Genomic DNA, 12863 nt, shown 5'->3' with positions numbered 1-12863 from the left:
TCCATTCGTGGTCGGCATCGGCAGCAGGGCGCAAGCCCCGCATGCTACCAGGAGTGGTAGTTCAGTTGGTTAGAATACCGGCCTGTCACGCCGGGGGTCGCGGGTTCGAGTCCCGTCCACTCCGCCATCTTTTAAAAGACTTTAAGTTCAAGGACTTGAAGTCTTTTTTGTTTTTTGTGGGTAGCAAACTTGAGGGCTGTCACTTCCCAGATGATTGCATGGATCCGCGAAGATATCCGTCGCTGGCGGCATGAGAGGTGAGGCGCTGGTGGATGGATGATCTGCAGGGGCGTTCGATCCTTGTGCCCGCAGAGTCCTCAGGATGATCCTGCTGCAAAAGGCCAGATGAATTGCAAGCGCAACACAGCCATTCATTGAATGGCAGATTGATTTCAAACCCTGCAGATTTCTCCTGCGGGGTTTTTTCTTGTGCGCAGCATCTGCCTGGGTTGCTGATGTGAAAAAGGCGCTCCATCGGGGAGCGCCTTTCCTTGCAGAAGGTACAGATGCGGGGGCGATTACAGCGCTGCCACCACGGCATCACCCATCTGGCTGGTATTGACCTTGGTGGTGCCTTCGCTCCAGATGTCGGCCGTGCGCAGGCCCTGTTCCAGCACCTTGCCCACGGCGCGTTCGATGCGGTCGGCGGCTTCAGGCTGACCCAGAGAGAAGCGCAGCATCATGGCCGCCGAGAGGATGGTCGCCAGCGGGTTGGCGATGCCCTGGCCTGCGATGTCCGGTGCGCTGCCGTGGCTGGGCTCGTACAGCCCCTGGTTCTTTTCATTGAGGCTGGCACTGGGCAGCATGCCGATGGAGCCCGTCAGCATGGCGGCTTCGTCACTCAGGATGTCGCCGAACATGTTGCCGGTGACAATCACGTCGAATTTCTTGGGGGCCTTGACCAGCTGCATGGCGGCGTTGTCCACGAGCATGTGGTCGAGCGTCACGTCGGGATACTGGGCACTCACTTCGACCAGGATGTCCTTCCAGAGCTGGGAGGTTTCGAGCACGTTGTTCTTGTCCACGCTGGTGAGGCGCTTGCTGCGTTTCTGTGCGGCCTGGAAGGCCGTATGTGCGATGCGTTCGATTTCAGGGCGGCTGTAGCGCATGGTATCGAAGGCTTCTTCCGTTCCAGGGAACAGCCCGTCGGTGGCGACCCGACGGCCACGGGGCTGTCCGAAGTAGATGTCGCCGGTCAGTTCGCGCACGAGCAGGATGTCGAGTCCAGCCACGAGCTCGGGCTTGAGGCTGGAGGCGTTGACCAGTTCCTTGTAGCAGATGGCCGGACGCAGGTTGGCGTACAGGCCCAGGGCCTTGCGCAGCCCCAGGATGGCCTGTTCAGGACGCAGATGCCGTTCGAGTTTGTCGAACTTCCAGTCGCCGACGGCGCCGAAGAGCACGGCATCGGCGGATTTGGCGAGGTTCAGGGTGTGCTCGGGCAGCGGATGTCCATGGTTGACATAGGCCGTGCCGCCGACATCGGCGTATTCCATGTCGAGAGGAAGGTTGAGGGCCTTGAGTACCTTGACGGCTTCGGCAATGATTTCGTGGCCGATGCCATCTCCGGGAAGAACTGCAATTTTCATGGGATCGAATGGGGGTGAGAAATGGAAAGAGGAAAGGGGCCGGCAGCGCAGGGCAGCCGGCACCCTGAAAACAGCACGGGCGCGTGTGCGTCAGTGCGGCATGGTGTGGGCCAGCCAGGGCTTGGTGGCCAGGCGTCGTGCCTCGAAAGCCTTGATCTCGTCGACATGGCGCAGGGTCAGTCCGATATCGTCGAGGCCGTTGAGCAGGCAGTACTTGCGGAAGGGTTGCACTTCGAAGGGGATTTCCTCGCCCTGCGGCAGGATGACAACCTGTCGTTCGAGGTCGATGGTGAGCGCATAGCCAGGGAAGGCCTGCACGTCATCGAACAGGCGGGAGATGGTGGATTCCGGCAGCACGATGGGCAGCAGGCCGTTCTTGAAGCAGTTGTTGAAGAAGATGTCGGCGTAGCTGGGCGCCAGGATGGCACGGAATCCATATTGCTCCAGTGCCCAGGGGGCATGCTCGCGGCTCGATCCGCATCCAAAGTTCTTGCGCGTGAGCAGAATCGAAGCTCCCTGGTAGCGCGGCTGGTTCAGGACAAAGTCGGGATTGGGGCGACGTTCGGATTCCGGCTTGCCGGGTTCGCCCCTGTCAAGGTAGCGCCATTCGTCGAATAGGTTCGGGCCAAAACCCGTCCGGCGAATGGACTTGAGGAATTGCTTGGGAATGATGGCGTCGGTGTCGACGTTTTCCCGATCAAGAGGAGCCACGAGGCCCTTGTGCAGGGTGAATTTTTGCATGGTGTGTCAGACAGGTGTGAGGCTGCGCTTGCTCTGGAAAAGACAACGCAGCCGAAAAGGGATTACTCGGCGGCGCGCTGGATGGCACTGCCAGTGGCACGGACATCCTTGCCGATGCCCTGCACGGTGTTGCAGCCGGTGACGGCGATCAGGGAGGCCATGACGAACAGGGAGGAGATGAGTCGTTTCATGATGCAGTCCTTGTGCACGAAAAGCGAGAGGAGGAGGAACGGGGTCTGATGGAGGAGATCAGGCAAGGGTCCGGACATCCACGAAGTGTCCGAATACGGCTGCAGCTGCAGCCATGGCTGGACTGACGAGGTGGGTGCGGCCGCCATTGCCCTGGCGTCCCTCGAAGTTGCGGTTGCTGGTCGAAGCGCAGCGTTCGCCGGGTTCGAGCCGGTCGGCATTCATGGCCAGACACATGCTGCACCCTGGCTGGCGCCATTCGAAGCCTGCTGCGGTGAAGATCTTGTCGAGTCCTTCTCGCTCGGCCTGTTCCTTGACGAGACCGGAACCCGGCACCACCAGGGCCTGTCGCACGTTGGGAGCCACCTTGCGGCCGAGCTTGCGCACGATGGCTGCAGCAGCACGCATGTCCTCGATGCGGCTGTTGGTGCAGCTGCCGATGAACACCTTGTCCACATGGATGTCGGTGATGGGCTTGCCCGGTTCGAGCGCCATGTAGGTCAGCGCGCGCTCCATGGCTGCACGCCGGCTGGGATCCTTTTCGGATTCAGGGTCGGGTACGGTGGCCGTGACCCCCACCACCATCTCGGGGCTGGTGCCCCAGGTCACCTCGGGTTCGATGGCTTCGGCGCGCAGATCGATCACGCTGTCGAAATGGGCCCCTTCATCCGTATGCAGCGTGCGCCAGTAGGCCACGGCCTGCTCCCATTCGGGGCCGCCGGTGAACTGTCCCGTGGTGGCATCCGTGCCGGGGGCAAAGGGGCGTCCCTTGACGTATTCGATCGTCTTGTCGTCCACGGCCACCAGACCCGCGCGTGCACCGGCCTCGATGGCCATGTTGCACAGCGTCATGCGGCCTTCCATGCTCAGTCCGCGGATGGCGCTGCCGGCAAATTCGATGGTGTAGCCGGTGCCGCCCGCCGTGCCGATGCGCCCGATGATGGCCAGCACCACGTCCTTGGCGGTCACGCCGGGAGCCAGAGTGCCTTCAACCCGCACCAGCATGTTCCTGGCCTTTTTGGCGATAAGGGTCTGCGTGGCCATCACATGTTCGACTTCACTGGTGCCGATGCCATGCGCCAGAGCGCCGAAGGCCCCATGGGTGCTGGTATGACTGTCTCCGCAGACCACAGTCATGCCCGGCAGCGTCGCGCCGTTCTCGGGGCCCATCACATGCACGATACCCTGGCGGTGGCTGAGGAAGGGGAAATAGGCTGCCGCACCGAAGGCGGCAATGTTGCTGTCAAGCGTGGAGATCTGTTCCTTGCTGGTGGGATCCACGATGCCGTCATATCCACGCTCCCAACCCGTGGTGGGAGTGTTGTGATCGGCCGTGGCCACCACCGAGCTGATGCGCCAGAGCTTGCGACCAGCCTGACGCAGGCCTTCGAAAGCCTGTGGGCTGGTGACTTCGTGTACCAGGTGGCGATCGATGTAGAGCAGGGCTGTGCCGTCTTCTTCAGTGCGGACGACATGTTCGTCCCAGAGTTTGTCATAGAGTGTCTGTGCCATGGTGATCCTGTAGGAAGGGAGGATGGAAAAGAAACGAGAAAGGGAAAGAGGGCGTCAGCTTGCCGGAGGCGATTCGGCGGAAGCGGTCAGGTGCTCCACGAGCAGACGGGCGGGCTGCGGCAGGGTGGCGAAATCCCGGGCCACCAGCTCCAGGGTGCGTTCAGCCCAGGCATCGGTCAGGGCAATGCCCACGAGGTCACCCGTTCCATGGATCAGGTGAAACGCTCGCGCAGGCATCACTCCCACGCCCAGCCCGTTGGCAATCATGCGGCACATGGCATCGAGCCCGGTGACCCGGATGCGCAGCCGCACGGCGCGCCCGGCAATCAGTGCTGCATCGCGCATGGCCTGGTTGATCGAGCTGTTCACATGCAGGCCGACATGATCGTAGGCGAGCGTTTCGGAAAAATCCACGGATCCATGCGCTGCCAGGGGATGATTCGCAGGAGCGACAACCACAAGTCGGTCTGCACGGTAGAAGCGGCGCTGGAGTCCGGCCATGTCCTGCACCATGTTTCCGATGCCGAGATCGGCCGTGCCTTCCAGAACGGCCTGGGCCACCTCGTGGCTCAGGTGTTCCTCCAGATCGATCTTGATGTGTTCGTGTGCGCGGATGAAACGCCCCAGATCCTCAGGCAGGAACTGTACGATGGCCGAGATGCTGGCGTGCATGCGGACATGGCCTCGCACCCCTTCGGCGTATTCGCCGAGCTCGGCCTGCATCTTCTCCAGATGGAAGATGACTGTGCGGGCATGGTGCAGCAGACTCTCGCCAGCAGGGGTCAGCGTGACGCCACGGGCATGGCGTTCCAGCAGGGGGGTGCCGAAGGCCGCTTCCAGATCGCTCAGACGCTTGCTGATGGCAGATGCGGCGATGAATTCCCGCTCGGCCGCGCGACCAATGCTGCCCAGCTCGCAGACGGCGACGAAGAGCTGGAGCGAGATCAGGTCCAGTCGACGGGAGAGGGCACGGTCGTAGAACATGGGCAATCGGAAAATCAGCTAATCCATCTTGAATAACGATGGATGATGCTATTTTCCATGTAAAAGACGCGCTGTGCCATCGTCTTTTGAGATGGATGATCTGCCCATCTGCGAATCCCCAGGGGACTCAGGGCTGGGAAACAAGGGCTGTGAAGAGCCGATCTGCTCCAGGCAGCAAAAAACCCATCCGGTTGCTGAAAACCGAATGGGTTGTGCAAAGGCGAGAGCCGTCCCTGCCGTGTGCGGGCAGGGGCTCAACAAGGGAGGAATCAGCCCTTGAAGTTGGCAGGCACGTCGCGGCGGACAGAGCCGGTGTAGAGCTGACGGGGACGACCGATCTTGTACTCGGGATCGGCGATCATCTCGTTGAGCTGTGCAATCCAGCCCACGGTGCGGGCCAGTGCGAAGATGCCGGTGAAGAGCTTGACCGGGATGCCGATGGCGCGCTGAACGATGCCGGAGTAGAAGTCCACGTTCGGGTACAGCTTGCGCTGGACGAAGTAGTCGTCTTCGAGCGCAATCTTTTCCAGTTCCTTGGCCAGTGCGAACAGCGGATCCTTTTCGAGGCCCAGTTCGGCCAGGACTTCGTTGCAGGTTTCCTGCATGAGCTTGGCGCGGGGGTCATAGTTCTTGTAGACGCGGTGACCGAAGCCCATCAGGCGGACGCCGGAGTTCTTGTCCTTGACCTGTTCCATGAATTCGCCGACCTTGGCCACGCCACCCATCTTCTGGATGTCCATGAGCATGTTCAGGCAGGCTTCGTTGGCACCGCCGTGGGCAGGACCCCACAGACAGGCCACGCCTGCTGCAATGGCTGCGAAGGGGTTCGTGCCGGAAGATCCGCACAGACGCACGGTGGAGGTGGAGGCATTCTGCTCGTGGTCGGCGTGCAGGATGAAGATGCGGTCCAGGGCGCGTTCGATGACGGGATTGACCTTGTATTCCTCGCAGGGAGTGCCGAACATCATGTGCATGAAGTTGCCTGCATAGCTCAGATGGTTCTGAGGATACATGTAGGGCTCGCCCTTGCCATACTTGTAAGCCATGGCGACGAGGGTCGGGAGCTTGGCGATGAGCTGGATTGCAGCGATGTCGCGGTGCTCGGCATTGTGGATGTCGATGTTCTCGCCATAGAAGGCAGACATGGCGCCGACAAGTCCGGTCAGCACGGCCATCGGGTGTGCATCGCGGCGGAAGCCACGCATGAAGAACTGCATCTGCTCGTTGACCATGGTGTGGGTCAGCACGACCTTGTGGAATTCCTCGCGCTGTGCGGCCGTCGGCAGCTCGCCCTTGAGCAGCAGATAGCAGGTGTCGAGGTAATCGCACTTTTCAGCCAGCTGTTCGATGGGGTAGCCACGATACAGAAGTTCTCCCTTGTCACCATCGATGTAGGTGATGCCGGACTGACACGACGCAGTGGACAGGAAGCCGGGATCGTAGGTGAACATGCCGGTCTGTGCATAGAGCTTGCGGATGTCGATCACGTCGGGGCCGATGTTGCCCGAGTAGATCGGCAGGTCCACGCTGGGCTTGCCGTTGCTGAAGGAGAGAGTCGCTTTGTTGTCAGCCAGTTTCATGGGAGAACTCCTGTGTCTGTTATGGATGCTGATGGGCGGGGCGAACCGCCTGGGGGAAGGGATGCTATTGCGACGGGCGAGGCTTGCGCATGCGTTCCAGCAAGGCGATGACGTCCGGCGTATCGAGAGGTGCTGCGGGCTCCTTGCGGCGCAGCATCAGATCGAGCAGGTCGTTGTCCGAGAGATCCATTAGTGCATACATCGCTTTCGCTTCCCTGACCGTCATCTGCGGGCCATACCGCTCAAGGTAGTGGCCGATGAAAAGGTCGTTTTCGAGCAGGCCGCGCCGGCAGCGCCATTGCAGCTTGCTGTATTCCTCGGGGGTGAGGCGATCGTCGTCGTAATCTGCGGTCATGGATATCCCGGACAAAAAGGAGACTCAGATGGAGCGGCGCGCCATCAGTTCCTTGATCTTGCCAATGGCCCGCGTGGGGTTGAGTCCCTTCGGGCACACGTCCACGCAGTTCATGATGGTGTGGCAGCGGAACAGGCGATAGGGATCGTCCAGATTGTCCAGACGTTCGCTGGTGGCCTGGTCACGGCTGTCGGCAATGAACCGGTAGGCTTGCAGGAGACCGGCAGGACCCACGAACTTGTCGGGGTTCCACCAGAAGCTCGGGCAGCTCGTGGAGCAGCTGGCGCACAGAATGCACTCGTAGAGGCCGTTGAGTTCTTCGCGTTCCTCGGGCGACTGCAGACGTTCCTTTTCGGGAGCCGGCGTGTGGTTGATCAGGTACGGCTTGATCGAGTCGTACTGCTTGAAGAACATGGTCATGTCCACGATCAGATCGCGGATGACCGGCAGGCCGGGCAGCGGCTTCAGGACGATGGGGTCCTTGAGCGTGCGCATGTTGGTCAGGCAGGACAGCCCGTTCTTGCCGTTGATGTTCATGGCGTCCGAGCCACACACCCCTTCGCGGCAGGAGCGACGGAAGGCCAGCGTGGGATCCTTGGCCTTGAGCTTGATGAGGGCGTCGAGCAGCATGCGTTCGTGGCCGTCGAGTTCGATCTCGATGGTCTGCATGTAGGGCTTGGCGTCCTTGTCGGGGTCGTAGCGGTAGATTTGGAAGGTACGTTTCATGGTCGAAAAACTCCGTGTTCGGTTGCTTGGTGGCGCGTGCGTGGCTTGCTCAGAAGGTACGCACCTTTGGCGGCACCGTGTCAACCGTCAGGGGTTTCAGGTTCACGGGCTTGTAGGAGAGGGAGTTGCTCTTGCTGTCCCACAGCGTGTGCTTGAGCCAGTTCTTGTCGTCGCGGCCGAGCGGTGCATTGGGATCGTCAGCGGGGTGCTCGTAGTCGTAGACCGTGTGGGCACCACGGCATTCGTGGCGAGCGGCTGCGGACACGATGGTGGCCTGAGCCACTTCGATCAGGTTGGCAACCTCAAGCGATTCGACCAGGGCCGTGTTGAAGACCTTGGACTTGTCCTGCAGATGGATATGGTCCACGCGCTCGCGGATGGCAGCGATCTGCTGCACGCCTTCGTCCATCAGTGCCTGGGTGCGGAACACGCCGGCATGCTTCTGCATGCTGCTGCGGATGTCGTTGGCGACGTCCTGGGCGTATTCGCCGCTGGTGGACTGTTCGAGCTTGGCAAGACGTGCGCGGGTGAAGTCGGTGGCATCTGCCGGCAGCGGCTTGTGCTCGGCTCCGGGTTGCACGTTGGCCACGATGTGGTTGCCGGCGGCACGGCCGAAGACCAGCAGGTCGAGCAGCGAGTTGGTGCCCAGGCGGTTGGCGCCGTGCACGCTCACGCAGGCACATTCGCCCACGGCATAGAGTCCGTTGACCACGCGGTTGGCGCCGTTCACATGCTCGACGACCTGCCCGTTGAGGTTGGTCGGAATGCCGCCCATCTGGTAGTGGATGGTCGGCACGACGGGGATCGGTTCCTTGGTGATGTCGACGTTGGCGAAGTTGATGCCGATTTCGTACACCGAGGGCAGACGCTTGTGGATGGTTTCGGCACCGAGGTGGTCGAGCTTCATCAGGATGTAGTCCTTGTTGGGACCGCAGCCGCGACCTTCCTTGATTTCCTGGTCCATCGAGCGGGACACGAAGTCGCGCGGTGCCAGATCCTTCAGGGTAGGAGCGTAGCGTTCCATGAAGCGCTCGCCTTCGCTGTTGAGCAGAATGGCGCCTTCGCCACGGCAGCCTTCGGTCAGCAGCACGCCGGCTCCAGCCACGCCCGTGGGGTGAAACTGCCAGAACTCCATGTCCTGCAGCGGAATGCCGGCACGGGCCGCCATGCCCAGACCGTCACCGGTGTTGATGTAGGCATTGGTCGAAGCAGCAAAGATGCGGCCTGCACCGCCAGTGGCGAGCAGGGTGGTCTTGGCTTCGAGCATGTAGATGTCGCCGGTTTCCATTTCCAGCGCGGTCACGCCCAGCACATCGCCGTCGGCATCGCGCACGATGTCGAGCGCCATCCATTCGACGAAAAAGTTGGTGTGGGCATGCACGTTCTGCTGGTAGAGGGTGTGCAGCATGGCATGGCCCGTGCGGTCGGCTGCGGCGCAGGCGCGCTGCACCGGCTTTTCACCGTGGTTGGCCGTGTGGCCACCGAACGGGCGCTGATAGATGGTGCCATCGGGGTTGCGGTCGAACGGCATGCCGAAGTGCTCGAGTTCGTACACGACCTTGGGAGCTTCGCGGCACATGAACTCGATGGCGTCCTGGTCGCCGAGCCAGTCAGAGCCCTTGATGGTGTCGTAGAAGTGCCATTCCCAGCTGTCTTCGCTCATGTTGCCGAGAGAGGCAGAGACGCCACCCTGTGCGGCCACGGTATGGGAGCGGGTAGGAAAGACCTTGGAGAGAACGGCCACGTTCAGGCCGGCGCGAGACAGTTGCAGCGAGGCACGCATGCCGGAGCCACCGGCACCGACGATGACAACGTCAAACTTGCGGCGGGGCAGGGATTGAGGATTCAGGGCCATTTTTTACACTCTCCACAGAACTTGAATCGCCCAGCCGGCGCAGCCAGCGAGCCAGGCAATGGTGAACACATGCAGGGCCAGGCGCAGGCCGGCCGGCTTGACGTAATCCATCCAGATGTCGCGCACACCGACCCAGGCATGCCAAGACAGCGCGAGGACGGTGACGAAGGTCAGGAACTTCATCCACTGGGGTGCGAAGATGCCGGCCCAGGAATCGTAGTTCAGGGGGCCGGACGTCAGCAGGACCGAGAGAATGAGCGCCAGCGTGAACAGCACGATGATGGCGGCGGTGACGCGCTGGACGAGCCAGTCACGGACGCCGTAGTGGGCGCCAGTGGTGATGCGACGGGAACCGTAGGTGACAGACATGGGGGTTTCCTTTGCTTGAAGATCAATACAGGCCGAACAGCTTGGCGCCGAGGGCCACGGTGAGCAGCAGGCTGGCAACCAGCACAGCCTGGGCGGAGCTGCGACCGAACTGCTTGCTGACGAATTCATGGGAGGCATCCATGATGAGGAAGCGGATGCCGGTGAACATGTGGTGCAGGAAAGCCCAGATCAGTGCCAGGCAGACGAGCTTGTAGAACCAGCCCGGCATGCCCAGGGTTCCGTTGAAGAGGGCGGTGAATTTCTCGAACGACACCTGGGATGTGACGGATTTGTCGAACAGCCACATCACGAAAGGCAGCAGCAGGAACATCAGTGCACCGCTGACACGGTGCAGGATGGACACGATGGCCGCCAGGGGCATGCGATAGGTGCGAATATCCGCAATACCGATATTGCGGAATTCAGGCCGCTTGGTGGAAGAGGAGGGAGGGGTAGATGACATGGAAAGGGCCTTATCTGTGAGTCAACAAATCCATTCGAAGCTTGGGAGTGTTTGTGACGCTCCGCAAGGAACGTAACAAGAACAACTGCGCATTTTAGACTGATGAAGATGACTTGGGGCTTGCAAACTCTCAAACCCCAGAAATGGGATCGGATGATCTCGGCTTCTTCGCTGGGTTTGCATGCTTTCGGTGCGTGAAATGGGGTTTCAGCTCAGGGTATTCTTGTAATGGTGGGTATCGGTTCGGTAGAGCGCTCGGCGCACCTCTACGGGCTGGTCGTTGTAGGTGAGGCTCACGCGCATCACCTGCAGAAGGGGGGTGGAAGACGGAACCTGCAGCAGTTCCGCCTGCCGGGTGTCGGGAAGGACGGCCTTGAGCTGTTCGTCGGCGCGGATCATGCGCACACCGAACTGGTCCTCGAACAGGGCGTAGGTGGGCCCCTGGTGGTGGGTCAGCATGTCGCTCGTCAGTCCCTTGAACAGGGAGGCAGGCAGCCAGATGTCCTCCAGGATCGAGGGCGTGCCGCCAAGAGAGAGCAGGCGGCGGATCTGCATGACGGATTCCCCGCTCTGGAGCTGAAGCTGTCGAGCGATGTCTGCAGTGGCGCGTACACGGCGGCATTCCAGGATGGTGCGCTGGGTGCGCCCTTCGCTGGCTACGGTGCCCTCGTCGGGATGCAGGCGCAGGAAGCGGTATTCCACATGGCGCTCGTTGTGGCTGGCCACGAAGGTGCCCTTGCCCTGACGGCGCACCACGAGGTTTTCGGAGGCGAGCTCGTCGATGGCCTTGCGCACGGTGCCCTGGCTCACGCTGTAGCGCTTGGCCAGCTCCACTTCGCTGGGAATGGCTTCCTGTGGCTTCCATTCGCCGATCTGCAGACTGTGGAGCATGGCCTGCTTGATCTGCTGGTAGAGCGGGCTGAATGCGGGCGCGGGGGAGGAGGCGCTCGCCGACTGGATGTCGGAGCCGGAGCTTTCTGTGTCGAGATCGGATGAGGACATGGCCAGGGAAGAACGCAGACAAGAGAGACCGGGAGGGAGTGCCATCCGGTCGGAAGGTGAGGGGGAAAGCGGTGACGGGGCATTTCTTTCCGGCTCGGCGCAGGCGTGCAACACACAAATCATATCTTATATAAGATATAAGACAAATTGTCCGTGCAAGAAAATCAGCGTTACACTATGCACACTTCGCCGCTGCCCGGCTCCAAGGTGCCTCTGGCACGCGGGTGCGCGAGTCCGTTCCCTGTGGTTGTCTGGGTGTCTGCGGTACAGACGGCTGCATGTATGTTTCTTTGTGTTCCCTCTATCAAGACTGGAGACTCTTCATGAGCAAAACCCCCGTTCGCGTGGCCGTTACCGGCGCCGCTGGTCAGATTGGCTACGCCCTGTTGTTCCGCATTGCTTCCGGCGAGATGCTGGGCAAGGATCAGCCGGTCATCCTCCAGCTGCTTGAGATCCCGAACGAAAAGGCACAGAGCGCCCTCAAGGGCGTGATGATGGAACTGCAGGATTGCGCGTTCCCCCTGCTGGCCGGCATGGAAGCCTATTCCGACCCGATGGAAGCCTTCAAGGGCGTGCAGTATGCGCTGCTGGTGGGTGCTCGTCCCCGTGGCCCCGGCATGGAACGTGCAGACCTGCTGGCTGCCAACGCACAGATCTTCACGGCCCAGGGCAAGGCTCTGGATGCTGTGGCTGACCGCAACGTCAAGGTTCTGGTGGTGGGCAATCCGGCCAACACCAACGCATACATCGCCATGAAGAGCGCACCCAGCCTGCCGGCCAAGAACTTCACCGCCATGCTGCGTCTGGATCACAACCGCGCTGCGAGCCAGATCGCCGAGAAGACCGGCAAGCCCGTTGCCGCGATCGAGAAGCTGGCCGTGTGGGGCAACCACTCCCCGACCATGTATGCCGACTATCGCTTTGCCACCATCGGTGGCGAGTCCGTCAAGGATCTGATCAACGACGACGTCTGGAACCGCGACGTGTTCCTGCCGACCGTGGGCAAGCGTGGCGCTGCGATCATCGAAGCACGTGGCCTGAGCTCCGCTGCTTCTGCTGCCAATGCCGCCATCGACCACATGCACGACTGGGCACTGGGCACCAATGGCAAGTGGGTGACCATGGGCATTCCGTCCCAGGGCTGGTACGGCATTCCCGAAGGCGTGGTGTTCGGTTTCCCCGTGACCTGTGAAAACGGCGAATACAAGGTCATCGAAGGGCTGCCGATCGACGCATTCAGCCAGGAACGCATCAACAAGACCCTGGCCGAGCTGCAGGGCGAGCAGGACGGCGTCAAGCACCTCCTGTAATGGCCGATGTCGCGCTCTGCACCTGACTTTTGCAGGGCAGAGTGCGCAGATGGCTGGGGAACGCCCTGGCGCTGTCCGCTGGAGGGTGGCGCATCAGGGCATTCCATCCAAGCGCATGTCGCATGCCTTCATTTTGCATGCAGGTGTGTTTGGATGGAATCCATGAGTTCATGTCGTAGTTGTGCAGCCGA

At 61.2% G+C, this 12863-nt stretch carries 13 protein-coding genes and 1 tRNA gene; 2 read left to right on the top strand and 12 right to left on the bottom strand.

Annotated elements, in window-relative coordinates; all coding sequences use genetic code 11:
• The first annotated feature begins 50 nt into the window (after nucleotides 1-50).
• Nucleotides 51-127 (top strand) — tRNA-Asp (locus ACE3P9_RS08140).
• A gap of 391 nt (nucleotides 128-518) precedes the next feature.
• Here ACE3P9_RS08140 and leuB read toward each other — a convergent pair.
• The 12 genes from leuB to ACE3P9_RS08080 form a co-directional block, all read right to left on the bottom strand.
• Entirely contained in the window at nucleotides 519-1586 is a 1068-nt protein-coding gene (gene leuB / locus ACE3P9_RS08135; RefSeq protein WP_374493180.1) for a 3-isopropylmalate dehydrogenase, read from the bottom strand.
• Nucleotides 1587-1676: 90 nt separating this feature from the next.
• Entirely contained in the window at nucleotides 1677-2327 is a 651-nt protein-coding gene (leuD, locus tag ACE3P9_RS08130; protein WP_374493178.1) for a 3-isopropylmalate dehydratase small subunit, read from the bottom strand.
• Nucleotides 2328-2389: 62 nt separating this feature from the next.
• On the bottom strand, nucleotides 2390-2518 hold the full coding sequence (locus ACE3P9_RS08125; RefSeq protein ID WP_374493176.1) for an entericidin A/B family lipoprotein: 129 nt from the start codon (nucleotides 2516-2518) through the stop codon (nucleotides 2390-2392).
• A 58-nt stretch (nucleotides 2519-2576) separates the two neighbouring features.
• Complete coding sequence (gene leuC, locus ACE3P9_RS08120; protein ID WP_374493175.1) at nucleotides 2577-4028, bottom strand: 3-isopropylmalate dehydratase large subunit; 1452 nt, start codon at nucleotides 4026-4028, stop codon at nucleotides 2577-2579.
• Between the two features lie 54 nt (nucleotides 4029-4082).
• On the bottom strand, nucleotides 4083-5012 hold the full coding sequence (locus tag ACE3P9_RS08115) for a LysR substrate-binding domain-containing protein (protein ID WP_374493173.1): 930 nt from the start codon (nucleotides 5010-5012) through the stop codon (nucleotides 4083-4085).
• A gap of 269 nt (nucleotides 5013-5281) precedes the next feature.
• Nucleotides 5282-6592, bottom strand: a complete 1311-nt coding sequence (locus ACE3P9_RS08110; RefSeq protein ID WP_374493170.1) for a citrate synthase — start codon at nucleotides 6590-6592, stop codon at nucleotides 5282-5284.
• A 64-nt stretch (nucleotides 6593-6656) separates the two neighbouring features.
• Nucleotides 6657-6947: a succinate dehydrogenase assembly factor 2 gene (locus tag ACE3P9_RS08105; RefSeq protein WP_374493168.1), complete on the bottom strand. Its 291-nt coding sequence runs from the start codon at nucleotides 6945-6947 to the stop codon at nucleotides 6657-6659.
• A gap of 24 nt (nucleotides 6948-6971) precedes the next feature.
• Entirely contained in the window at nucleotides 6972-7673 is a 702-nt protein-coding gene (locus tag ACE3P9_RS08100; RefSeq protein ID WP_374493167.1) for a succinate dehydrogenase iron-sulfur subunit, read from the bottom strand.
• A gap of 49 nt (nucleotides 7674-7722) precedes the next feature.
• Nucleotides 7723-9528: a succinate dehydrogenase flavoprotein subunit gene (sdhA, locus tag ACE3P9_RS08095; protein WP_374493165.1), complete on the bottom strand. Its 1806-nt coding sequence runs from the start codon at nucleotides 9526-9528 to the stop codon at nucleotides 7723-7725.
• A gap of 3 nt (nucleotides 9529-9531) precedes the next feature.
• Entirely contained in the window at nucleotides 9532-9897 is a 366-nt protein-coding gene (sdhD, locus tag ACE3P9_RS08090; protein ID WP_374493163.1) for a succinate dehydrogenase, hydrophobic membrane anchor protein, read from the bottom strand.
• A gap of 22 nt (nucleotides 9898-9919) precedes the next feature.
• Nucleotides 9920-10360, bottom strand: a complete 441-nt coding sequence (sdhC, locus tag ACE3P9_RS08085) for a succinate dehydrogenase, cytochrome b556 subunit (RefSeq protein WP_374493161.1) — start codon at nucleotides 10358-10360, stop codon at nucleotides 9920-9922.
• Nucleotides 10361-10567: 207 nt separating this feature from the next.
• Nucleotides 10568-11362 carry a GntR family transcriptional regulator gene (locus ACE3P9_RS08080; RefSeq protein WP_374493158.1) on the bottom strand — a complete coding sequence of 265 codons (795 nt, stop codon included), beginning with the start codon at nucleotides 11360-11362 and terminating at the stop codon, nucleotides 10568-10570.
• 323 nt (nucleotides 11363-11685) lie between these two features.
• On the opposite strand from ACE3P9_RS08080, the gene ACE3P9_RS08075 reads away from it, so the two are divergent.
• The gene (locus tag ACE3P9_RS08075; RefSeq protein ID WP_374493155.1) at nucleotides 11686-12672 is read left to right on the top strand and encodes a malate dehydrogenase; all 987 of its coding nucleotides are present in this window, start codon (nucleotides 11686-11688) and stop codon (nucleotides 12670-12672) included.
• Nucleotides 12673-12863: the final 191 nt, after the last annotated feature.

The organism is Allobrachymonas sp., from assembly GCF_041912815.1.
GTDB lineage: Bacteria > Pseudomonadota > Gammaproteobacteria > Burkholderiales > Burkholderiaceae_C > Brachymonas.
The sequence above is the reverse complement of the archived record's forward strand: the minus strand, read 5'-3'. Positions and strand labels throughout refer to the sequence as shown.